The sequence below is a fragment of the Synechococcus sp. R55.2 genome (assembly GCF_047462075.1).
Classification (GTDB): Bacteria; Cyanobacteriota; Cyanobacteriia; order Thermostichales; family Thermostichaceae; genus Thermostichus.
Genome location: NZ_JANSIH010000393.1, coordinates 21,273 through 42,604 on the forward strand (window position 1 = coordinate 21,273; position 21,332 = coordinate 42,604).

Annotated in this window: 23 protein-coding genes; 16 read left to right on the top strand and 7 right to left on the bottom strand. The window is 58.4% G+C overall.

What is annotated here, in order from left to right:
• The first annotated feature begins 148 nt into the window (after positions 1-148).
• The 6 genes from NW838_RS12585 to NW838_RS12610 all read left to right on the top strand — a co-directional run bounded on the left by NW838_RS12585 (position 149) and on the right by NW838_RS12610 (position 5,968).
• Complete coding sequence (locus NW838_RS12585) at positions 149-1,588, top strand: NAD(P)/FAD-dependent oxidoreductase (protein WP_414409351.1); 1,440 nt, start codon at positions 149-151, stop codon at positions 1,586-1,588.
• On the top strand, positions 1,585-2,886 hold the full coding sequence (locus tag NW838_RS12590) for a hypothetical protein (RefSeq protein ID WP_414428140.1): 1,302 nt from the start codon (positions 1,585-1,587) through the stop codon (positions 2,884-2,886). Before NW838_RS12585 ends, NW838_RS12590 begins: the two co-directional genes overlap by 4 nt.
• A 57-nt stretch (positions 2,887-2,943) precedes the next feature.
• Positions 2,944-3,396, top strand: coding sequence for a hypothetical protein (locus NW838_RS12595; RefSeq protein WP_011432204.1), 453 nt, complete (start codon positions 2,944-2,946; stop codon positions 3,394-3,396).
• 137 nt (positions 3,397-3,533) lie between these two features.
• Positions 3,534-4,835 carry a gamma-glutamyl phosphate reductase gene (locus tag NW838_RS12600; protein ID WP_414350139.1) on the top strand — a complete coding sequence of 434 codons (1,302 nt, stop codon included), beginning with the start codon at positions 3,534-3,536 and terminating at the stop codon, positions 4,833-4,835.
• A gap of 125 nt (positions 4,836-4,960) precedes the next feature.
• The gene (locus NW838_RS12605; protein WP_011432202.1) at positions 4,961-5,602 is read left to right on the top strand and encodes a hypothetical protein; all 642 of its coding nucleotides are present in this window, start codon (positions 4,961-4,963) and stop codon (positions 5,600-5,602) included.
• Positions 5,603-5,605: 3 nt separating this feature from the next.
• On the top strand, positions 5,606-5,968 hold the full coding sequence (locus NW838_RS12610) for a DUF3493 domain-containing protein (protein ID WP_011432201.1): 363 nt from the start codon (positions 5,606-5,608) through the stop codon (positions 5,966-5,968).
• A 26-nt stretch (positions 5,969-5,994) separates the two neighbouring features.
• Here NW838_RS12610 and NW838_RS12615 read toward each other — a convergent pair whose 3' ends face one another.
• Complete coding sequence (locus tag NW838_RS12615) at positions 5,995-6,363, bottom strand: hypothetical protein (protein WP_414357203.1); 369 nt, start codon at positions 6,361-6,363, stop codon at positions 5,995-5,997.
• Positions 6,364-6,600: 237 nt separating this feature from the next.
• Between NW838_RS12615 and psaC the strand changes: the two genes are divergently transcribed.
• Positions 6,601-6,849, top strand: coding sequence for a photosystem I iron-sulfur center protein PsaC (psaC, locus tag NW838_RS12620; protein WP_414350136.1), 249 nt, complete (start codon positions 6,601-6,603; stop codon positions 6,847-6,849).
• 455 nt (positions 6,850-7,304) lie between these two features.
• Here the strand turns inward: psaC and NW838_RS12625 are convergent, their stop codons facing one another.
• A complete protein-coding gene (locus NW838_RS12625) occupies positions 7,305-8,024 on the bottom strand; it encodes a DUF554 domain-containing protein (protein ID WP_414357201.1) in 720 nt (239 codons plus the stop codon).
• Positions 8,025-8,191: 167 nt separating this feature from the next.
• Here NW838_RS12625 and NW838_RS12630 point away from each other — a divergent pair, with 167 nt between their 5' ends.
• Entirely contained in the window at positions 8,192-8,746 is a 555-nt protein-coding gene (locus tag NW838_RS12630; protein ID WP_414357199.1) for a GNAT family N-acetyltransferase, read from the top strand.
• A gap of 3 nt (positions 8,747-8,749) precedes the next feature.
• Positions 8,750-9,454: an esterase/lipase family protein gene (locus tag NW838_RS12635; RefSeq protein WP_414428141.1), complete on the top strand. Its 705-nt coding sequence runs from the start codon at positions 8,750-8,752 to the stop codon at positions 9,452-9,454.
• A gap of 9 nt (positions 9,455-9,463) precedes the next feature.
• Here the strand turns inward: NW838_RS12635 and psb29 are convergent, their stop codons facing one another.
• Positions 9,464-10,279 carry a photosystem II biogenesis protein Psp29 gene (gene psb29 / locus NW838_RS12640; RefSeq protein WP_414357195.1) on the bottom strand — a complete coding sequence of 272 codons (816 nt, stop codon included), beginning with the start codon at positions 10,277-10,279 and terminating at the stop codon, positions 9,464-9,466.
• A 52-nt stretch (positions 10,280-10,331) separates the two neighbouring features.
• On the opposite strand from psb29, the gene proB reads away from it, so the two are divergent.
• Positions 10,332-11,447: a glutamate 5-kinase gene (gene proB, locus NW838_RS12645; RefSeq protein ID WP_414357193.1), complete on the top strand. Its 1,116-nt coding sequence runs from the start codon at positions 10,332-10,334 to the stop codon at positions 11,445-11,447.
• A gap of 64 nt (positions 11,448-11,511) precedes the next feature.
• Here the strand turns inward: proB and raf1 are convergent, their stop codons facing one another.
• From raf1 to infC, 4 genes are all read right to left on the bottom strand, one after another.
• Positions 11,512-12,639 carry a RuBisCO accumulation factor 1 gene (raf1, locus tag NW838_RS12650; RefSeq protein ID WP_414428142.1) on the bottom strand — a complete coding sequence of 376 codons (1,128 nt, stop codon included), beginning with the start codon at positions 12,637-12,639 and terminating at the stop codon, positions 11,512-11,514.
• A gap of 158 nt (positions 12,640-12,797) precedes the next feature.
• On the bottom strand, positions 12,798-14,735 hold the full coding sequence (locus NW838_RS12655; RefSeq protein ID WP_414357190.1) for a serine/threonine protein kinase: 1,938 nt from the start codon (positions 14,733-14,735) through the stop codon (positions 12,798-12,800).
• Between the two features lie 104 nt (positions 14,736-14,839).
• Entirely contained in the window at positions 14,840-15,304 is a 465-nt protein-coding gene (bcp, locus tag NW838_RS12660; protein WP_414357188.1) for a thioredoxin-dependent thiol peroxidase, read from the bottom strand.
• A gap of 15 nt (positions 15,305-15,319) precedes the next feature.
• On the bottom strand, positions 15,320-15,877 hold the full coding sequence (gene infC / locus NW838_RS12665; protein ID WP_414357186.1) for a translation initiation factor IF-3: 558 nt from the start codon (positions 15,875-15,877) through the stop codon (positions 15,320-15,322).
• A 261-nt stretch (positions 15,878-16,138) separates the two neighbouring features.
• Here infC and NW838_RS12670 point away from each other — a divergent pair, with 261 nt between their 5' ends.
• The 6 genes from NW838_RS12670 to NW838_RS12695 all read left to right on the top strand — a co-directional run.
• Positions 16,139-16,459, top strand: a complete 321-nt coding sequence (locus NW838_RS12670; RefSeq protein ID WP_414357184.1) for a hypothetical protein — start codon at positions 16,139-16,141, stop codon at positions 16,457-16,459.
• 33 nt (positions 16,460-16,492) lie between these two features.
• Entirely contained in the window at positions 16,493-17,887 is a 1,395-nt protein-coding gene (locus NW838_RS12675) for an aspartate ammonia-lyase (protein WP_414357182.1), read from the top strand.
• A 40-nt stretch (positions 17,888-17,927) separates the two neighbouring features.
• Positions 17,928-18,668 (top strand): Uma2 family endonuclease, encoded by a 741-nt coding sequence (locus NW838_RS12680; protein WP_414418881.1) that lies wholly within the window; start codon positions 17,928-17,930, stop codon positions 18,666-18,668.
• Positions 18,669-18,747: 79 nt separating this feature from the next.
• Positions 18,748-20,136: an MFS transporter gene (locus NW838_RS12685; protein ID WP_011432179.1), complete on the top strand. Its 1,389-nt coding sequence runs from the start codon at positions 18,748-18,750 to the stop codon at positions 20,134-20,136.
• A 411-nt stretch (positions 20,137-20,547) separates the two neighbouring features.
• Complete coding sequence (locus tag NW838_RS12690) at positions 20,548-21,141, top strand: IS607 family transposase (RefSeq protein WP_414428143.1); 594 nt, start codon at positions 20,548-20,550, stop codon at positions 21,139-21,141.
• On the top strand, positions 21,029-21,332 hold a 304-nt coding region (locus NW838_RS12695; protein WP_414428144.1), incomplete at its 3' end, for a helix-turn-helix domain-containing protein. The genes NW838_RS12690 and NW838_RS12695, both read left to right, overlap by 113 nt.

The window sequence follows — 21,332 nt, forward strand, 5'->3', positions numbered from 1 at the left end:
AGGCCAGCCTCCAGCCGCAGCCTCACCAGTCTAACCTTTCTCTTCTCCCCTCATTGTCCTGGGGTTTGGCAGGGAGTTGGCCGATGGTAGGGAAGTTTCTCGACCTGTTTTAGAATGTCCCTGTAAAGCAGTTTCGGGAAGAGACAGAGTGGGGGATCCCATCTACATCCTGGGAGCGGGGCCGGCAGGCATGGCGGCTGCCTATCGCTTGAACCAACTGGGTTTTTCCGTAGTGGTGGTAGAACGAGAGGAGAAGGTCGGGGGTTTGGCCAAAAGTATTCAGTATCAGGGGTTTATCTTGGACTATGGCCCGCACCGTTTTTTCACTAAAATCCTGCCGGTGCGAGAGTTGTGGAATCAGGTTTTGGAATCCGAGCAAGTAACCGTCCGACGGCTCACCCGCATCTATTACCGCAAGCAGTATTTTCAGTACCCCATTCAGGCCTGGGAAGTCCTGCGCAAAGTGGGTTGGTGGGAAAGCCTGCACATTGTCCTTTCCTATCTCTGGGCACAATTAATTCCGCGACCAGCTCCCCAGAACTTTGCCGACTGGGTCAAAGGCAAGTTCGGCACCCGACTCTTTCAAATGTTCTTTGAAGGATATACGGAAAAGCTTTGGGGGATCCCTTGTACCGAGATCAGTGCTGATTGGGCTGCCCAGCGCATCAAAGGTCTCAGCCTTGGGCAAGCCATCCAAAAGGCCTTGGGGTGGAATCGAAGCTTGGCCAAGTCTCTGATCGACCAGTTTCAGTTTCCTCGTCTGGGATCCGGGCAGCTCTATGAAAAAATGCAGGAGTATTTGCTTGCCGAGGGACAAAAAGTCCTGCTCAACACAGAAGTAGTCACCCTCAGACATCGGGGATCCCAAGTTGTCGAGCTGCAACTGCGCAATCTTCAGGATGGAAGTGAAACTTGGGTCTCCCCCTCCCACGTCATTTCCTCGATCCCTCTGACGGTGTTGGTGCAGAGCCTGCGGAAATTGCCTCCCCCCCAAGTGCTGCAGGCAGCCCGCAATCTCAGATTTCGCAATACTGTCTTGGTTTACTTGATTGTGCAGGGATCCCAGCTCTTCCCCGATAACTGGCTGTATATCAACGATCCAACGGTGGGGGTGGGACGGGTGACCAACTTCGCCAATTGGTCTCCGGCCATGTTGCCCAACCAAGAGCAAACCCCCTTGTGCTGTGAGTATTGGTGCAACTTTGGGGATCCCTTGTGGCAAGCTCCTGAGGAGGAATTGCTGGCTTTGGCCGAGAAGGAGCTGCGTCAAATTGGCCTGCTTCACGATCAAAAGATCTACAGTGGCTTTGTGGTGCGCCTGCCCCGCACTTATCCCATCTATACCGGTAGCTATAAAGAAGATTTAGCCATTTTGCAGGAGTATCTCAGCCAGTTTGAAAATCTACAAGTGGTGGGCCGCTACGGCTCATTTAAATACAACAACCAAGATCACAGTTTACTGATGGGCTTGCTGGCGGCTGAGAACATTCTCCGACCCGGTAGTCACAATCTCTGGCAGGTGAACTCCGACGACGATTACCAAGAAGAAATCAAAGTGCCATCTTCACCCTTAACGATTCAGCGATGAGCTTTCCTCTCAGTCATCTGTTGCAGCGAGGTCGGCAGTACCTTGCCCCTTTCTTAGGGCAAATCTTGTTGCCCAGTTTGGCCTTGACAGTGCTGCAGATCTTTATGATCTCCCTCTGGAGTGAGGAGAGCGACTATGCTTCTGCCTTCACAGCCCTGAGTCAGCGGGATAGCTATTGGTATCTCAGCATTGTGCGGCGGGGGTACCAGTTTGTGGGTTTCGACAAGATTGCCTATGAGCAGAGCAACGTAGCTTTTTTCCCCGGCTATCCCCTGGCAGTGGCCGCAATCAGTCACCTTGTGGGAGTTGACCCTGAACTGGGGCTCTACCTCACCGCCCAGCTCTTTTGCTGGCTGATGTGGGTTTACCTTTTCCTGTTTTACCGCAGGTGGCAAATTCCCCCCCTCTGGCAAATTTTGGCCAGTTTGCTCATCTTCTTTTATCCCACCAGCTTTTACCTGGTCGTGGGCTACAGCGAATCTTTGTTTATGGCCAGCCTACTGGGTTTTCTCTACTGGTCAATTCACGGGGGCCGTCCCCTGCTGATGCTCCTGGCTGGGATCCACGGCTTGGTGATGAGTGCTACTCGGATTGTCGGCTTGCCGGTGGCGCTGCTCCCTTTTTTGAATCTCCTGAAAGCGGGGGAGAGAACCCAAGCCCGCCGTTGGTTTTGGACGAGTATGGCAGCGAGCTTGGCTCTGTTGGGTGGCCTGGGCTTTTTTCTCTACTGTCAGCTCCGCTTCGGACGCTGGGATCTCTACCTGGAAATGCAGCGTTACTTTACCGGCGTGAAAGCCAATTATCAAGCTATTTTCCAAGCTCGCACATATGTCCTTTCCGCCGAACGCTGGCAAAGCTTACTCTCTCTTTCTGCACCGATGAAAGACCCTGGGCTGTGGGCTGACGCTCTTAGCCAACTGTTTGTGTCTGCCACCCTGGGATCCCTGCTTGTTACAGGTTTAATGGATGCGGCAGGAGTTATGGCAGGTAGAAGCCAGTGTTGGCGGGAGCGGCTGGGATTTCATCTGGCTGCTTGGGCCATGTTTTACATTGCCCTGACGGGTACGAGCCCCTTGGGCCAGCGAAGCATGAGCCGCTATTGTCTGCCGGTTCACATCCTGCAGGTGTTGGCGTTGGTACATTGGGCCAAACACACCGATTTCAGCTTCATCCCCCAAAGGGTGCTTGGCTATCTTGGCACTATCCTGAAGCTGGGCTACGGGCTTCTAGCTTTGATCTTCCTCGCCCTCAACCAAATCCTCACCTGGCGCTACGTCCACCATCTCTGGGTGGCTTGACTCCGCTTTCCTGAAGATAGGATGTGAGGGATCCCAACTTCTCACCGGCTGAGAGCTGTGGCCTTCTCTTCTCCCCGCAAGTCTCCCCGTCAAAACTCAGCCCCGCGTGTCGCTCAGACCCTTGAGCCCGCCAAAATTTACCCCTGCCCGTGCTGCCATCAAGGTCAGTTGCGCCTGATCACCCTAACCGAAGCCTTTGGGTGTAGCCGTTGCCAGCATATTTTTGCCATTACCCCCGACCGCCTGTACATCGAGCAACTGGCCGTTTCTTATCCCTACCGCAAAATGTGGTTCTGGAACGGCTACCAATGGGTGTTGCGGCGGGAAAACACCCTACAGGGATCCGCGCTCTTGGGCCTCACCCTCAGCTTGGGCATTGTCTTGGCGGTTGGGTTCATCGGCGCAGTGCTCTTCCCAAACCAAACCCAGTTGCTCAGTTGGTTCATGATTCTCGGCTTGTTGTTGACGCTGTTGATGGTAACGGCGATCTTGCTGCTGCGGCGGCCCTGAGGTGAGTGAGATTTTCTCCAGCGACTGGTCTCCAGAATTGGCAGCCCCAGCACTTGTGGATCCAACCATTTCTTGTTAGCAGTGGTCTGGAGAACGCAGCGGGTCTGTCTCTAATGGGCTAGGCGGGAGAAGTTCAAGTGACAGATTTCGGTTCAGACTTTGACTTAGGTACCACTCTGCGACAGGTACGCCGCTTACTACCGCAGATGCAGCGGTTGAGCAGCCAAACCAAGCGCCAGGCCCTGCTGGCTCTCTCGCGGTGTTTGTTGGAGCGCTCCGATCTGCTCCTGGAAGCCAATACCCTCGACCTGGAAAGTTGCCGCGAGCAAACCGTACCGGAGTGGATCCTCAACGGCCTGAAGCTCACCCCCGAGCGTCTACAGCGATCCGCCCAGTTGCTGACTCTCCTGGCCCAGCAGCCGGATCCCATTGGCAAGCTGGAGAAAGGGCACCGCCAGGAGAATGGCCTGTTTATTGGCCGCTACCGCGTCCCGTTGGGGTTGATTGCTCTGGTCTACGAAATCTACCCCGAGTTTGCCTTAAATGGCATTGGCATGTGCCTAAAAACAGGAAATGGCGTGATTTTGGCCAGCAGCGGTCCCATCCAGAAAACTCACCAGGCTATGGTCAACCTGTTGGCAGAGACGGCTTATGAGCACGGGATCCCGGAAGGGGCCATTCAAACCTTGCCCGCCCAAGACCGAACCGCAGATCCCCAAGTAGATTCCCCACTATTGCCGTTGTTACAGCAAACCCGCTACCTAGACCTGGTGATTCCCTGCGGTCGCCCCGGCTGGGTGGAGTTCCTGTTGCAGGCCAGCAAAGTGCCGACTCTGGCTACCCATTTGGGCTACGGCCACATCTATCTGGATCGCACCGCCCCTTGGCCTTTGGTCAAGTCGGTTTTGTTGGATCCCCTCGCCCAGTATGGCTCAGAAGGGATCCCCATCTATCAGCCTCTCACCCTCTGGCTGCTGATCCACACCGATTGGGCCGCCAACCATCTGACCGCCTTGGTGGAGGACTTGCTGGGTCACGGGATCGATATCCAGGCAGCCGCCTCCATTCTGGAACAGTTCCCGCAGCTCCAGCCGCTTGGGCAAGGCTTTGACTCGACAGAACGACCTCATCTGCGCCTGCAGCCCATTGCCGACCTGACGGAGGCGATCGCCTGGATCAACAAAAATGGTTGCCGTCAATCGGAGACGATCCTCACCGATAGCCAATCGGCGGCCCAGCGCTTTCTCCAGGAAGTAGATGCCGCCCTGATCCACATCAACACTTCCCCCCTCTCGGCAGGCCGGGGAGCTGGGATCCCCACGTTGGGAGCGTTTCGCGACCTGTCTTTGGGCATTTCTACCCAGCGGCTGCACGTGCGCGGGCCCATCGACGTGGAAGCCCTGACAACGGTGAAGGTGGTGGCTCAGGGTGACCTGTAGAGCTGGAAGGTTGGTCGGCCCGCCCAAGGACCCAAGAGCTGCGATGAGGCTGGAGAAGAATAAGAATAGTAAAGAATAGATCGACATCAGCTCACCATCCAACCGAGCCCAAAGGGAGGACTTTTTTGGGGATCGACCTTCGCAGTTACGTGTTTTTGGATCGGCTGCAACCCCAGTATGCTGCTTATCTGGGCACAGTAGCCTACGGCTTTTTGCCCCTGCCTGGGGACACTTCTTTGTGGGTCGAGATTTCCCCCGGCATCGAGATCAACCGCGTTATGGATATTGCCCTGAAGGCCACCTCGGTGAGGCCGGGGCTGCAGGTGGTGGAACGCCTCTACGGCCTTCTGGAAGTACACTCCAGCAACCAAGGGGATACCCGCACCGCCGGACGGGCGATTCTGGCTGCCTTAGGGGTGAGTGAACAGGAGCGCCTCAAGCCCCGCATCATCTCCAGCCAGATCATCCGCAACATCGATCCCCACCAAACCCAGTTGATTAACCGTTCCCGCCGTGGCCAAATGCTCCTGGCTGGCCAAACCCTCTACATCCTGGAGGTGCAACCGGCAGGCTATGCCCCCCTGGCTGCCAACGAGGCAGAAAAATCTGCCCAGATCAACATCCTGGAGGTGATGCCTTTCGGTAGCTTTGGCCGCGTGTACTTGGGAGGGGAAGAGCGAGATATTCTGGCCGCCTGCCGCGCTGCCGAAGCCGTTTTGGCGGGGGTTTCCGGTCGGGAGCCCCTCTTGTTGCCTGAGGAGGTGTAGCCAATGGCAGACTCCGATCCCAAGCCAAGATCGCCCCTGTCGCAGCGGCGGGATCCCTCTTCAGCGGAGCAAGTGAGGCTCTTGACGGAGCTGGCCGCTCCCTACCGCAGCTTGCGGCGCTTCATCTACTTGGCGGTGGGGTTCTCGGCTACCATCGGGGCGTTTGTGTTTTTCTTTCGAGCCCTGGCGGGACGGGACTTGAACACCACCTTGCCCAGCTTGGCCTTACAGTTGGGGATCCTGGCCGGCGCCATCGGCCTAAACAGGCTGGAAAACCGCTCTCACCAGAAGGTGATCAGACAGGTCAAACAACGCTTGGGCATGCAGCAAGACTCCCAGGAGCCCCAACGGTCGGCGGACAGTTAGCCCGCCCATTCCCCGCAGCCCCTTTCTCAATCCAGATCAAAGTCATCATCATCCGCGTCAGCACTGCGCAGATAGCGGCGCTGAGTTTGGCGAGCGGGATCCCCTTGTGACCACTTTTGGACAATTTGGACACCCAGAAAGGTCAGAAAGGCCCCCAAAGCCACAAACGTGAGAAGTGGGATCGCCAGGATCACCACTGCGCCCAGGACATAGATAGCCACCTTGGGCAGAGACGGATCCACCCCCCAGCGGCGGCTGCGCACCCAATCGGTGAGCTGCTGATCCCATTGGCGCAGGCGAGGCCTGTTCTCCTCGAAGATCTCCAGCAAAATCGGCCCCAGACGACGCAGATTGCCCTGAGTTTGCCTTCGCCAATCCTGCACCGAACGCCCCATGTTCAGGATCCCTTGTCCTGTGATCTTCAGGCCGATCCTAGCCCAACCCTAGCAACCTTCCCATCAGCTCAGAGGACGACCCCACCGGATGTAAATTTGTTTGAACATTTGGATCGGAGATTTTGGAGGCTTCCCAGGACTACAGTACACTGAGGGCACTGGCGCAGCGATGTTGCTGCCATGCCGATTCGGTAAACCTTTTTTTAACTTTTCAACCTGCTCGACTGGAGAACGCTAATGGCTCACTCGGTCAAGATCTACGACACCTGCATCGGCTGCACTCAGTGTGTGCGGGCTTGTCCCACCGACGTGTTGGAGATGGTGCCCTGGAAAGGAAAAAACAAAGCTGGGATGATCGCGGCTGCCCCCCGCACCGAAGACTGTGTTGGCTGCAAACGCTGTGAAACCGCTTGCCCTACCGACTTCCTGAGCATCCGGGTCTACCTTGGCCCCGAAACCACCCGCAGCATGGGCTTGGCCTACTGAGTTGCTGGGGGCTGGTTGCATCCTGATTTGCAATTGCCTATAAATTACTGGCAAAAGCTTCACCGAGAGTTTGGCGTGCAAGCCCCGGCATTGATGCCTGGGAAAGAGTCGTCATCAAGCTTAACCAAAAAACTGGGTTTAAAGCCCCGTCCTTCCAGGGCGGCTTTGCACTATGCTGCCTGTAGCGGCGGGGTAGTCAACCGCTCTTGCCTAACGCCTGCTGTCCGCAAGTCCCCCCTTCGGGGGGATTCATAGAAAGCAAATTCGAAAGCATTTGAAAAGCCAAGTAGCTTTTGGAACGTTCCGCTCGTAGGGCTTCCTGCACCAACTGTTCTCTGGTGGTGTGGCTGAGTAGCTCTTTCAGACTATCGGGGGTCATCAGAGATTGGATCCCAGTTAACCGCCGGCCATTAAGCGGTTTCTGACCCTTTCTACCTCCCAACCGACCTGGAAACCTAGAAGTGGAGATCCCAAACGGGGAAAAACCCCACCAGCAGCTCCACGATCACCAAAGCCGGTAGCAAGTTGGCCACCCGCAGGCGGGCCAGGCCGAGCAGGTTGAGGCCAATGCCCAAGATCAGGATCCCACCGGTGGCCTCCAAGGCGGCGATCAGGTCTGGGCGCAACAGAGGCTGCAACTGCCGCGCCAACAAAGCCACTCCCCCCTGAACCAGGAGCACCGGCACCGCAGAAAATAGGGTGCCCCAGCCAAGGCTGGCGGTGAAGGCGAGGGTGGCGATCCCGTCCAAAGCGGCTTTCACCAACAACAGCGAGGGATCCCCCAATCCATCCTGGATGGATCCCAGCAGGGTCATGGGGCCGACCACAAACAGGATGCTGGTGGTGACGAAGGCACGGGTAATCGGGTTGGGGCCCAGCCAACGGCTTACCTGCTTTTCCAGGGCCTGGCCAATCCGCTCAAAAGCAGCCTCGATGTCAATCCACTCCCCCAGCACAGCTCCTGACATCAGAGCAACCAAAACCGTTACCGCTTGGGCGGCACTGCCGAGGGTGAGGGCCATTTGGATCCCTAAGACCAGCACCAGGGATCCCATGGCTTGCAAAAGGGTTTGGCTCATTCGCTGGGGCAGGCGGCTACCTACTCCCCAACCAAGGCCGCTCCCCGCCAAGATGGCGAGGGTATTGACGAGAGTGCCGGTGCCGGGAGGAACCATAGACTTTTTAGCGCCCAGACTTTCCACTCTCAGTTTCCGATAAAGACCTGTCCCAAGCCTGCGCGGAAGCACCTATGCAGATTCAGCTATTCCCGCTGCCAATCCTGGCTATACTGAGGACACGCCTACCTGATCAGATGGGGGCTTTCACTCCACGAAGACATCCGATGAGCTTTTGGAAGGGCCTGTTCGGGGCAGCAGGGGCCGCTTCGACGAAAGAGTTGGCGCAAAAAACGACGGCCAAAGCTGGTCATGTTGCCGCGCAGCGCAGTCGCGACCGTCAGGAAGTGGTGGCGGTACAGGGCGAGTCCATCCTGTTCAGCTTGGATCCCAACTTGGATCTGTACGAGCTGGAGGAGCTCTGCGATGCGGTGGGATGGTCGCGTCGTCCCATTCCCAAGGTGAGAAAAGCCCTGCAGCACAGCTTTTTGGTGGTGTCGATGTGGCAGCAGCGGGGCAGCTATCGTCGCCTCATCGGCTTTGCCCGGGCAACGTCCGACCACGCCTTCAATGCCACCATTTGGGACGTGGTGGTTCATCCCGATTTCCAGGGCAAGGGTCTGGGCAAGCGGCTGATGGAAAAGGTGATCCAAGAGCTGCGCGCCCAAGACATCAGCAACATCACCCTTTTTGCCGATCAAGGGGTGGTCAGCTTTTACGAGCGGCTGGGCTTCACCCCCGACCCCGAGGGGATCAAAGGCATGTTCTGGTATCCCCGCTAGCGTATGGCTCCTCTGGTGATTTTGCCCGGTTATCTGGCGGGCGCGTCGGAGTATGAGCCCTTGCGTCAAGAGCTGGAAGCCCGCGGCTATGCGGCACGGGTGGTGCCGTTACGGGTGCGCAGTTGGTTTCCCACGCTGGGGGGAAGGCCCGTCACTCCCATCCTGTGGGCGCTGCGAGAGGCCATCCAAAAGACCTGCGCTGAGTTTGGGGTTGACCGAGTTAACCTGGTGGCCCACTCCGCCGGCGGCTGGATTGCCCGCATCTACCTGGGATCCGTGCCCTATGGGGGACAGGTGTGGCAGGGGCGGGAGCAGGTCGCTGCGCTGATTAGCTTGGGATCCCCCCACACCAGCCGGGAGCGCTGGACGAAGCGCAATTTGGACTTTGTCAACACCCACTATCCGGGGGCCTTTTGGCCCGAGGTGAACTATGTGTGCGTGGCGGGCAGAGCCATTCAGGGGCGGCGCTTGGGCCTGGGATCCCTGTGGCGACAGGAGGATTATCTGGCTTGGCTGGCCTACAACAGCTATTGGCTCACGGCTGGACAGGGGGAATTGTGGGGCGATGGCATTATCCCCATCGAGGCTGCCCACTTGCAGGGGGCTGTCAATCTCACCCTGCCCGACTGTTACCATTCCGGTCGGGGTGGACGGCGCTGGTATGGATCCCCCGAGGTGGTGGAAACCTGGGCTCGGTATTTGGCTTAGGGCCTGCCTTTAGCTGCTGGGCTCGCTCGGGTCGGCAAGGGAAGTCTCGGGCAAAGAGGCGGCGGATTGGCGGCGTTCCTGCTGGCGTCGGGCGGCTTTCACCATCTCCTCGACCACAGCCCGCGCCTGCTTCATGCGATCCAAACTACTCCGATAGAGCTCCAGATCCTTTTTCACCCGCTCTGCCGAAAAGGGCAGCTTGCCCACCACATCCTCCAAAAAGCGGCGGGTGCGCTCTTCCGCTTCTTTGTAAAGGGACTTGGCCACGGCTTCATAGGCTGTATAAAGGCCAACAGCCAAGACCCGGCTGTAGGCATAGGGCGGCTGAGTCATGCGCTCCAAAATGGCTTTCAACCCGCCCACATCTTCCGCCTCTGGCTTGAGGCAAAGGAGATCCAGTCTCTGACGGGGATCCCCGCTGCTCATCAACTCCAGCAGATCGCGGGCATTCTTGCGCAACACCTCCGGCTTGAGGTGCAAAGCCTTACAGAGGGCGTTGAAAATGGCTTCTCGCTGTTCGGGGGGTTGGTAGGCTTCCATCAGCCCGTCGTAGAGGGTGACCATCCCCAAGGCAAAAAACGGATCGTAGATGAAGGTGCTGTTGACGGTGGTCAGGTGCAGCTCGACCAACAACTCCTCCACCACCCGGCGATAGACGGCGTTGATCGGGCGAGGGTAGGCGCTGAAAAAGGCCGCTTTGGTGGCGGAGAGGGTGCGAACAGGATTCACAGGCAGACAAAAAAAGGTGAGCTTGAGGACGGCTTTCTCTGTTCTATTCTCGCCTGTGGTGACCCTGAGGGCAAGCGACGACCAATACAGCCGCATCTTGGCTCCGCTATGGTGAATAGATGGGTGGGAAGATGGGTTGAGGGAGGCGATGGCAACAACAGACGTGACGGTGGTGGTGAAGATCGGCACCTCTAGCCTGACAGATACTCAGACCGGCTCGTTGCGTCTTTCCGTATTGGGGCCGCTGGTGGAGGTGCTGACTCACCTGCGCCGGCAGGGATACGCGGTGATCTTGGTCTCCTCCGGGGCGGTGGGGGTGGGCTGTGCTCGCCTTGGCTGGCGGCAACGACCGACGGCCATTGCCGAAAAGCAGGCGGTGGCTGCGGTGGGACAGGGGCGGCTGATCCGCCTTTACGATGACCTCTTCTCGGCTCTGAACCAGCCGATTGCCCAAGTGCTGCTCACCCGTGGCGATCTGGTGGAGCGCAACCGCTACGTGAACGCCAATCGCACGTTTGCCCAATTGCTGCAGATGGGGGTTATTCCCATCGTCAACGAAAACGACACGGTGGCGGTGGAAGAGTTGAAGTTTGGTGACAACGACTCGCTTTCGGCGTTGGTGGCCAGCATGGTGCAGGCCAAGTGGCTCATCCTGCTCACCGATGTGGACAAGCTCTATTCGGCTGACCCCAACCGAGATCCTTCCGCTGAGCCCATCGAGCGGGTGTTGCCCGGGATCCCCCTACAGGTGAAGGCCGAAGCCCAGGGCAAAAGTGGCTGGGGCACCGGCGGCATGGCCACCAAGCTGACCGCTGCTCAAATTGCTACAGCCGCAGGGGTAACGGTGGTGATTACCAATGGCAAACGGCCTGAGCAAATTCCGGCCATTCTGGCCGGCGAGGCCATCGGCACCCGCTTTGATCCGGCTCCCCAGCCCGCCAGCGCCCGCAAGCGATGGATTGCCTACGGCCTTATCCCCGAGGGATCCCTGACGTTGGATGAGGGGGCGGTACGAGCGGTGTGCCAGCAGGGGCGCTCGCTGCTGCCGGCAGGGATCACAGCCATTTCTGGAGACTTTGAGGCGGGGGCCGCCGTGCGCTTGTGCGATCCCAGCGGTCAGGAGGTGGCGCGGGGCCTGGTGAACTACAGCGCCGAGGAGCTGCGGCAGATCAAGGGCAAAAAAACTGCCGAGATCCCTCACATCCTGGGCTACGAAGGGGTTGATACTGCCGTCCATCGGGATAACTTGGCTTTGCTCAATTGAGGCCGTTCAAGCTCGGTGCTCCGCACCACTGGCGCCAATGGGGAAACGGCTGGGATCCCCATGCCTATTCCTCCAACTGCCAGAGATCCTGGGCCAGCGCCTCAAAGTGCTCCGCACCGCCAGCGCCAACGAAAACCCGCGGGGGGCGCACTGCCATCAGCACCTGGCCCAACAGGGGAGAGGAGGGCGAGTCTTCTATCCACTCCACCGCCAGGGATCCGGCCTGATCCACCAGGAAAAATCCTGCCATCTGATCTCCCTCCCAAACCCGAATGGCGCGATCGACCACCAGCAAGACCGGATCCTGCTCTTCGCCGGTGGGCACCGGCAAGCCCAATAGGGATCCCAAAAGCCTGTTTTCCACCTGGAGGATCACCGGATCCCCGGCCTTTTGAATCACCGGCCAAGCGGGCAAGGCCATCCAAGTTTGCTCCGTCGGGCTGTTAACCCAGCCAAAGGGCCCTTGGGGCTGGCTGGAGGGGATCCCTTCCCAGGCGGCAGTTGCAAGAGGCAGGGAGCCGGCCACCGGCAGCAGGCGCGGCAGATCTTCTTCCAGGCAAAACACCGACAGCTTGGGCAAAACGCTACGTTGGGATCGGGAGCCAGCAGTAACTGCAGACAAAAGCTGCTCCACCTGCCGGCGGGCTGTATCGCTGTGGACATACTGAAATGCTCGACCGATAGCGCGAGTTCGCTCCTGCAGATCGCGGGTTTGCTGGGCCGTTCTCCAGGCTTGATAGGCTACCGCATCGCCGGGGTGATCCGTAAACCCTTCCGGAAGCTGTTGGAGCTGGGCATAATTTTTCACGGCGCGGGCGATCTCATGAGCATCAGCGGCATGCAAATGGCGACTGAAGATAAATTCCGCCACCCGAACCCGATCCTGTGGAGAGAGAATGCGCAACTCGTAGAGGATATCGCTACCTTTGTGGGCAAAATGCTCCAGAACTGCTGGGCTGGCTCCTGCTTTGGCTATCCCTTCGTAAACTTGGGCCGCAACGATGATCTGGTTTTGGTGAATGGGCTCAAACCCCGTCGCCTCGAAGATGGCCTGCGGGGTCATTTTCTGTTGTTGCAAGGTTTGGCATGCTTTGGCCCAATCCAACCAACGGCCCTCTTTGCGTCGCAGTCGGCCTACCAACAGGCTGGGATCCTCTTCCACGGCAGAAGGTTCCGGCAGATACTGACTCATGGCAAGGCTTCCTTTCCAACAGGCTCGACAAATCCCCGCTGCCCTATGCAGCAGCCCAGCAGATCTGGCCGGGCATCTCGCCAAGCTCGATTTTAAAGTGATCTTAAAGTTCTGCCCAAGTCCGGCCGCGACAGCGGGACGGAGTTCTTGGCGCAACTCTAGATCGCTGGATTGCACAGCATCACCTGGGAAGGCTGTCCGCTCACCGGCAAGCGGTTCAGAGCCAATTGCCAAAGCTGGAACTGGGGGGGCTTTTCTGCTTTGGGCACTTGCAGCCAAACCTTGCCTCTTTGGCCCACTTGCAACACCTGTGAGCCGTCAGGCACGGCCATCTGGGCCAGGGGATCCCCTTTTTCACCATACAGCCAGAGGGAAGTGGATTGTTCCCCATCTCGACACAACAGCAGCACTCCCCAAGGAGCCTTGGCCATCTGGACAGGCCAACCTTTCAAAAACCAGCGGCGCACCCGCAGCGGATTCACCTGCACCGAGTCGAGATAGGGGCAGAAATCCTGCTGGCCTTCCTTGCCCCCATCTGTTGCCGCGAAGAGCAACCGTTCCCCCAGGCTGATCACCATCCCTTCGGGATCCAAGGGCAGGCGATGGCGAACGGGCTGGGATCCCGTCTGCAGAGGCAAACCAGTCGCGACAGCAGGACCGAGTCTTTGGGGATGGGGCAAGAGGCTCATCTCCACCCACTGCTGCCCCACACCTGTCAACAAAACCAGATGCTCCGAGAGGGCCAGCAAGCGGGACAGGGATCCCTGCCAAGGCCAGCGGAAATAACAGCGGGAATCGGGGAAAGGCTGTGTTCCTGTCGGCTGCCATTGTACTGCCCCCAACTCTTGGGCGGTGGCCCAGAACAGCTCCTGTCGCTCTGCCAGCCAGGTGGCCTGCCAATCCCCTTCAAAGCTGAGCAAGGTACGGATGCGGCTGGGGCTGAGGTGCAAAAGGCTGCTTTGGGAGAAGGCCAGGGCCTCTGGGAAGGTGTTCAAGGGCAGCACCGCCCGAATCGGCTCATCCAGGGGGAAACGGGCCAAAGCAGGGGATCCCGAGGCAAGGTTCTGGAGATCCAGCCATTCCAGCCTCTGGGGAGTCACCCGCAACAGCAGTGGCGATCTGGAGCCGCCCGGATCCTCGCAGATGCAGAACTTGTGCTCAGATAGGAACTCCATTCCGCCAGCGTCAACAGAGCCCGGATCCGGCAGATCCCAAACCTGCACCCCAGGGGGCGGCCACCTGGGCAGGCGAGGGCCAACCCAACAACTGGCCGGCTCTTGCCACTCTTGGGCAAACACCGCCAAGGCCGACCGCATTTGGGCAGCAGTGCGGAACCGCCGCGAGGGCAACTTGCGTAGGGCTATCTCCAGCACCTCCCGCAGCGGGGCAGGGATCCCTTCTGGACAGACAAACGGCTGGTTGAGGTGGGCGTGCATCAACTGGCCGGGAGATCCGGAAAAAGGCCGTCGGCCCGTCAGCAGCTCCACCAGGATGATCCCCACCGCGTAGAGATCGGAAGCGGGACTGAACTGGCCATAAAACCGCTCCGGGGCCATGTAGGCAGGGGATCCGGTGGCGGTGATCTCGCCGGCAGCAGGCTGCAGGCGACGGGCGATGCCAAAATCCGTCAACTTCAGTTGCCAGCCTTGGGGCGTGGGCTTGAGCAGGATGTTCTCGGGCTTGACATCGCAGTGGATCACCCCCTGGCAATGGGCATGCTCCAACCCGGCCAAAATCTGATCCACAAAGCCCAAAACCTGTTTGACCGGCAGCCACAGCCCCTGTTCCACCTGGTTGATCAGCTCCCGCAGAGTGCCCCCCTCGCAGTACTCCAACACCAGGTAGCGACCTTCGCGGGCATGTTCGAGGGCGTAGCAGCGGGTAATGTTGGGGTGGTTGAGGGTGAGCAGATGGCGCAGCTCCCGCAGCAGATTTTGGGTGGGAAAGCGCTCCGCCTGCAGCTCCTTCAGGGCCACCAGCTCTCCCCCCTGGTGGGGACGGGCACAGAACACGCGCCCATACTGCCCTTGGCCGGCCAAACCCAACATTTGGTAGCTATCGTGAATCGACTTGAGGGTACGGCTGCGTCGGGACACGGCCCCAGCCCAAGGGAAATCTCAGCACCTTTATCCCTAGCATGGAAATCTCCTCCCAGAATCGCCGCTTTTGGCGAATGGCCAGTTTCTTCCCAGCCGGGAAGCTATGAACCAGTCAATTGCTTGAGCAGCTCCGCCGCGTGGGTTTCCACGTTGATCTTGGTGATGATGGCCTCGATCTTCCCCTCCGGATCGATCACAAACGTGGTGCGGTGAATGCCGTTGTACTCTTTGCCCATAAACTTCTTCGGGCCAAAGACGCCATAAGCACTGGCCACCTTGCCTCCTTCATCCACCAACAACGGAAAAGGGAGCCGGAACTTCTGGGCAAATTTCTGGTGGGAGCGGGCATCGTCGGCGCTCACCCCCAAAATGCGGATCCCTTGCGCCTGATAATCGGCGTAGGCATCCCGAAAGCCACAGGCTTCTCGGGTGCAGCCGGGAGTGTTGTCTCGTGGGTAGAAGTAGAGCACCACCCGCTGGCCCCGCAACTGGCTCAAGCTGATGAGATTGCCCTCGGCATCGGGCAAGGTGAACTCAGGAGCGGGATCCCCAACCGCAAGGGGCATAGGTGGGATCCCTCCTCAGACCGATTTTTTGGGAGAGAGAATCATCGTGATGTTTCGCCCTTCCTTTTGGGGAGGCTGCTGCATTTCCGCCACGCCCTCCAGGTCTTTGAACAAGCGCTGCAGCAATTCTTCCCCCAGCTCGGCGTGCTGGGCCTCGCGACCGCGGAACATCACGGTGGCTTTCACCTTGTCTCCATCCCCCAAGAACTGCTGGGCGCTGCGCAGGCGGACATGGTAATCGTGCTCGCCGATGTTGTAGCGAAACTTCACTTCCTTGATCTCGGCGGTGTGTTGCTTCTTGCGGGCCTCCCGTTCTTTTTTCTCCTTCTCAAACTTGAACTTGCCGTAGTCCATGATGCGGCAGACGGGCGGATCGGCCTTTTCGCTCACCAAGACCAAATCCAGATCTTTTTCTTCTGCCAGGCGCAGGGCCTCGCGCGGGCTCATGATCCCCAACTGGGTGCCGTCGGTATCGATGAGGCGGATTTTGGGGAAGCGGATGCGCTCGTTGATGGCCGGCAGCTCTGCACGCTGCTTGCGGGGGAAGCGGTCAAGTGGACGCTCTACGGTCAAGTTTTCCTCTCTGAACGAAATGAACAGCACAAAACCCATGCTAAGTAGAAGCAAGCCCCCTAGGAGCAGTGCCGACCCGTGGATTTGAACTTATCCAATCAAAGTCGGCTATCGGCCCGCAGGCTAAGGCATGCTGCACCTATACTAACCGGCATTTTCTACCTCCTTCTAGAGCTATCAAGAGTTGTCAAGGCCCGCTCACTTGGGGATCCTGCCAGATTGGGGCAACAACCGCGGTAGGATACCAAAGTGGCGATCCTGATGGGATCAAAGGTTGTTTGTCGGCCAGCAGGGAGGGCAGAAGCGGTGCAGCTCGGTTTAACGGAACGGGAACTGACAGAGTTGGCCCAAAAGTCGGTTCAGCTCATCCTGAGCCCGCGGGAAGGAGATAGCGAGGCGCTGATCCAGTACAAGTCTTCGGCGGAATTTCGAGCAGGGGTGCACCTGGCCTGTGCGGCCATGGTGTTGGTCTTGGCCGAGAACAACGAGCGCCTCGGCCAACAGTTGCTGGCCACTTTACAGAACTTACAGAAAGGATCCCCGGCCCTCGAGACACCCTCGGAGGGGACTACCGGAAGTTAGCCCAGGGATCCGCAAACGGGAGAGGAGAACGCCTTGGCCGAGGTACGCAGCGAGCGGGACTCGATGGGGGAGCGGCAACTGCCGCAGTCGGTTTATTACGGCATTCAAACCGTCCGCGCCCTAGAGAACTTTCCCATCAGCGGCCTCAAGCCCCTGCCGGAGTATGTAGAAGCCTGCGTGCTGATCAAAAAAGCGGCGGCAGAGGTCAATGGAGAGTTGGGGTGCATTCCGGCAGAGGTGGCCAAGGCGATTGTGCAGGCGGCGGATGAGATCCTACAGGGATCCCTGCGGGATCAATTTGTGGTGGATATCTACCAAGCAGGGGCAGGCACCTCTCACCACATGAATGTCAACGAAGTGTTGGCCAACCGCGCCTTGGAGATCCTGGGGGAGCCCAAAGGCTGCTACCAGCGGGTCAGCCCCAACGATCACGTCAACTACGGCCAATCCACCAACGATGTCATTCCTACCGCCATTCGCCTGGCTGCCCTGCTGCGGGTGCGGCGGGATCTGCTGGGCACTCTAGACAATTTGGTGGCAGCCCTCGAGCAGAAGGCAAAAGACTTTCACGGGATCCTCAAGGCCGGTCGCACCCATTTGCAGGATGCGGTGCCGGTGCGGCTGGGGGACAGCTTTGGCGCCTACGCGGCCATCTTTGCCCAACACCGTCGGTGGATCGAGGAGGCCAGCCAGGCCCTGTGCAGCTTGGGGTTGGGGGGAAGCGCTGTCGGCACCGGCCTCAACACCCATCCCCAGTATCGGCAGCGGGTGGTGCAACGGCTGGCGGAATATACTCAGCTACCCCTGACCCCTGCCCCCCACCTGATGGCGGCGATGCAGAGCATGGCCCCCTTTGTGCATCTGTCGGGATCCCTGCGCAACTTGGCCCAAGATGGCATCAAGTTGGCCAACGACCTGCGGCTGATGGATTCCGGCCCCAAGACCGGCCTCAAGGAGATCCAACTCCCCCCGGTTCAGCCCGGCTCTTCCATCATGCCCGGAAAGTATAACCCGGTAATGGCCGAGATGCTGAACATGGTCTGCTTTCAGGTGATCGGGCTGGATACCGCCATCACCCTCTGTGCTCAGGCGGGGCAATTTGAGCTGAACGTGATGATGCCCCTCATTGCTTATGACCTCCTGCACAGCCTACAGATCCTAAACAACAGCCTGCGGGTCTTCACCGAGCGCTGCATTCAAGGCATCACCCCCCAACCGCAGCGATGCCGCGGCTACGCGGAAGGGACGCTGGCTTTGGTGACTGCTCTCAACCCCTACATCGGCTACTTACAAGCGGCAGAGGTGGCCAAGGCTTCTCTGGAAACCGGCCAGCCCATTCGACAGATTGTTTTGGAGCGCAACCTCATGACCCCAGAGCAGGTGGCGGAAGTGCTGGATCTAGAAGCCATGAGCCAAATGCAGTCCTAACCCATTCGCTACAGTGGAGGCATACTGCTCCTGCCCGGCCATGACCATTACCCCCTATCGCTGGCCCACCCAGCACGACTTGCCCGATACAGACGACACCCCCTTGGACAACGAGGATCAAGGCCGCCAATACCCCCTCCTCCGGGAACCGCTGCTGCTGCACTGGTCAGATCGGCAAGACTTTTTTGTGGCTTGCAATATGGGCCTTTACTACGCCCTACCCCGGCAGGTCATTGTTCCAGATTTGTTTCTGGTGCTGGGGGTTCCCCGTTGGCGGGATGGCACTGCCCGCAAAAGTTATGTGGTTTGGGATGAAGGGAATATCTTGCCTATTCTCATCTTGGAGATCATCTGCAACGACCAGGGGGAAGAAAAACCCGGACAAGCCAAATTCCAGCTCTACGAAAGGCGGCTGCGGATCCCCTACTACGTCACCTTCGAGCTAGAGACCGATGAGCTGAATGTTTATCAACTCCAGGGCGGACACTATGAGCTGCTCCCCGGCTCAGGCGCTGGAGAACATCCCCCAATTCTGTTGCCCGATTTGGACTTGAGTATCGGTCGGTGGTGGGGATCCTACGAGGGGCGAGAACGCTTTTGGGTGCGCTGGTACGATAGGGCAGGGCAATTGTTGCCTACGGGAGCTGAACTAGAACGGCAGCGGGCTGAATTGGAACGGCAACGGGCTGAATTGGAACGGCAGCGGGCAGAATTGGAACGCTCCCGAGCCGAACGACTGGCCCAGCGGCTACGGGAACTGGGAGAAGACCCTGAATTTTGATCAGCTTTTCCAGGGATCCCCAAAAAAGAAATCTCCACCTACCCCCTACACTGGAATCCTGGCATTCCAGGGGGACATGATGACCAGACAGCGACTCAGTTTGTGGACGAAGCTGGCCTATGGGGTGGGGGATCTGGGCACAGGCATGACGGCCAACATCCTCATCTTTTTCCTGCTGCCCTTTCTCACCAATACCGTTGGCATGTCGGCAGGCCTAGCCGGCAGCATCTACGCCATCACTCGCTTTTGGGATGCCATCAACGATCCCATCATCGGCATTCTCAGCGACCGCACCCGCACCCGTTGGGGCCGTCGCCGCCCCTGGCTGCTGTTTGCAGCCCTCCCCTTTGGCCTCACGTTCCTGGCCCAGTGGTGGATCCCTTTTCCCGGTCGGATTGGCCCCCTGTTTGCCTACTACCTGGCGGTGTCGCTCTTGTTCAATACCTTCTACTCTGCGGCCAATATTCCCTACGCCTCCCTGACAGCGGAGCTGACCCAGGATTACGACGAGCGCACCCAGCTCAACCAATTCCGCTTTGCCTTCTCTGTAGGGGGCAGCATGGTTGCGGTGGTTACCTTTCCGCTTTTGGTCAACCTGCTGCCGGATCGGGCTGCCGGCCATCTGCTGGCCGGAGCCTGTTTTGGAGTGATCTCGGCTGTGCCCTTGCTGATCTGTTTTTGGGGGGTGCGAGAACGGTATCCATCCCAACGGGATCCCATGCCCCTGGTTCAACAACTGCGGGTGGCCTTCAGCAACCGCCCCTACCTGTTTGTCAGCGGCATCTACCTGTGTTCTTGGCTAGCGTTTCAGTTCACAGCCACAATCATCCCTTATTTCATCGTCTTCTGGATGGGCCTGCCGGAGGTGTGGATTTCCTTGGTGGTACTGGCGGTACAGGGGATCGCAGTGCTGACGCTGTTCGGTTGGACCCAACTGAGCACCCATCTGGACAAGCGCACCATGTACCTCATTGGGGCGGGGTTTTGGCTGATCTCGCAGGCAGGCCTGTTTTTTCTCCAGCCCGGGCAGCAGGGGATCATGATTGGGCTGGCTCTGTTGGCCGGCATTGGGGTTTCTGCTACGGCCTATCTCGGCCCTTGGTCCATGTTGCCGGATGTGATCGATCTGGATGAACTACAAACCGGGGAGCGGCGGGAGGGGATCTTCTACGCTTTTATGGTCTTCTTACAAAAGGTGGGCCTGGCGCTGGGGCTGTTTTTCGTGGGGCAAGCTCTGGATTGGGCCGGCTTCGTGCCTTCGGTGGCCGGAGAGGCCCTGCCCATCCAGCCGGAATCGGCTTTGTTGGCCATTCGCGTTGCCATTGGCCCCTTACCGGGAGTGGCTTTGATCGGCGGGATCTTGCTGGTGTGGTTCTACCCAATCACCCGGCAGCGTCATCAGCAGATCCTGATGGAATTGGAAGAAAGACGGCAACAATACCACCCCAGCACCGAAAGATCTCCTTAGACCGCAAAATAGGCTACGGTTTCTAGCGGCAGAGCAACTGGCGCAATTGCGGGGGTTTTGATCTTCGGCCCAGGCTACTCCTCTCTCAGGGGCCTGCAGGATTACCTCATCAATGGCCTGAAAAAATGGCCTGAAAATCGATCACTCCTTCATCTCGCGCTGGGGGCCGAATGAAGAAAATGCCGAGACCATTGCCTGATCATCACCTTGGCCCGCAGCCTGGGAATAGATGTCACTGCCGAGGGGATCGAAACCCTACAGCGACTGCACCAATGAGGCTGTTGAACTGCGAGTATGGCCAGGGCTATTTCTTCGCCAAACCTCTCTAGGATGCAGGAGCATGACTCTAGTCAATGATACGCTGGACTATACTGAAAATAATGTACAGTATGTTCAGTATGGCTGCTTGGTATGGCTAGGTATGTGAAACCGAGAGAGGCGGCGGATTACTTTGGGGTATGTCTCCACACTTTGAGGCGATGGGAACAGAAAGGTTGGATCAAAGCAATACGTACACCATCCGGTAGGGCAAGAAGGTATGACCTCGACAGCTACATCAAAACGCCCAGAAAGGCCAAACGAGTCGTTTTGTACGCCCGAGTCAGCAGTCGAGGGCAGAAGTCAGACTTGGAGCGACAGATTGCAAGACTGGTTAACCTCTATCCTGGAGCCGAAGTGGTCGGAGAGGTTGGCGGCGGTCTCGACTTCAAAAGACCGAAGTTCCTTGCCTTATTGGAACGAGTTCGTGCGGGAGATGTCGGAACAATTGTGGTCGCTCACAGGGATCGACTCTGCCGGTTTGGATTTGAGTTCGTTGAGTGGTACTGCCGTCAATACGGGTGCGAGGTCTTGGTTCTCGATGACGATCACCTTTCTCCCCAACAGGAACTGGTTGAGGATATCCTCACCATCCTGCACTGCTTCAGCAGTCGGCTCTACGGACTCAGAAAATACCGGGCTGCAATCGAGAAAGATACGGATTTATCCGGAACCAGCGCTGGCTAAAGTCTGGAAGCGGTGGCAAGCGGCGTGCCGGTACTGCTACAACCAAGCGATTGCCTATCAGCGCCAGCATGGTGCTCCAAGAACGGCCAGAAAGCTGCGGGATATCATCCTGCACTCCGACCTGCCCCAGTGGGTAAAGGACGCCCCCTGCCACATCAAGCAGAACGCGGTCGTCGAGGCGTGGTTGGCGT

Coding starts and splice junctions, on each gene's coding strand:
- NW838_RS12610 (WP_011432201.1), top strand. CDS start 5,606: ATGGCAGACTCCGATCCCAAGCCAAGATCGCCCCTGTCGCAGCGGCGG.
- psaC (WP_414350136.1), top strand. CDS start 6,601: ATGGCTCACTCGGTCAAGATCTACGACACCTGCATCGGCTGCACTCAG.
- NW838_RS12670 (WP_414357184.1), top strand. CDS start 16,139: ATGGGATCAAAGGTTGTTTGTCGGCCAGCAGGGAGGGCAGAAGCGGTG.
- NW838_RS12590 (WP_414428140.1), top strand. CDS start 1,585: ATGAGCTTTCCTCTCAGTCATCTGTTGCAGCGAGGTCGGCAGTACCTT.
- NW838_RS12625 (WP_414357201.1), bottom strand. CDS start 8,024: ATGGTTCCTCCCGGCACCGGCACTCTCGTCAATACCCTCGCCATCTTG.
- proB (WP_414357193.1), top strand. CDS start 10,332: ATGGCAACAACAGACGTGACGGTGGTGGTGAAGATCGGCACCTCTAGC.
- psb29 (WP_414357195.1), bottom strand. CDS start 10,279: ATGCGGCTGTATTGGTCGTCGCTTGCCCTCAGGGTCACCACAGGCGAG.
- NW838_RS12635 (WP_414428141.1), top strand. CDS start 8,750: ATGGCTCCTCTGGTGATTTTGCCCGGTTATCTGGCGGGCGCGTCGGAG.
- NW838_RS12685 (WP_011432179.1), top strand. CDS start 18,748: ATGACCAGACAGCGACTCAGTTTGTGGACGAAGCTGGCCTATGGGGTG.
- NW838_RS12615 (WP_414357203.1), bottom strand. CDS start 6,363: ATGGGGCGTTCGGTGCAGGATTGGCGAAGGCAAACTCAGGGCAATCTG.
- NW838_RS12680 (WP_414418881.1), top strand. CDS start 17,928: ATGACCATTACCCCCTATCGCTGGCCCACCCAGCACGACTTGCCCGAT.
- NW838_RS12630 (WP_414357199.1), top strand. CDS start 8,192: ATGAGCTTTTGGAAGGGCCTGTTCGGGGCAGCAGGGGCCGCTTCGACG.
- NW838_RS12690 (WP_414428143.1), top strand. CDS start 20,548: ATGGCTAGGTATGTGAAACCGAGAGAGGCGGCGGATTACTTTGGGGTA.
- bcp (WP_414357188.1), bottom strand. CDS start 15,304: ATGCCCCTTGCGGTTGGGGATCCCGCTCCTGAGTTCACCTTGCCCGAT.
- raf1 (WP_414428142.1), bottom strand. CDS start 12,639: ATGAGTCAGTATCTGCCGGAACCTTCTGCCGTGGAAGAGGATCCCAGC.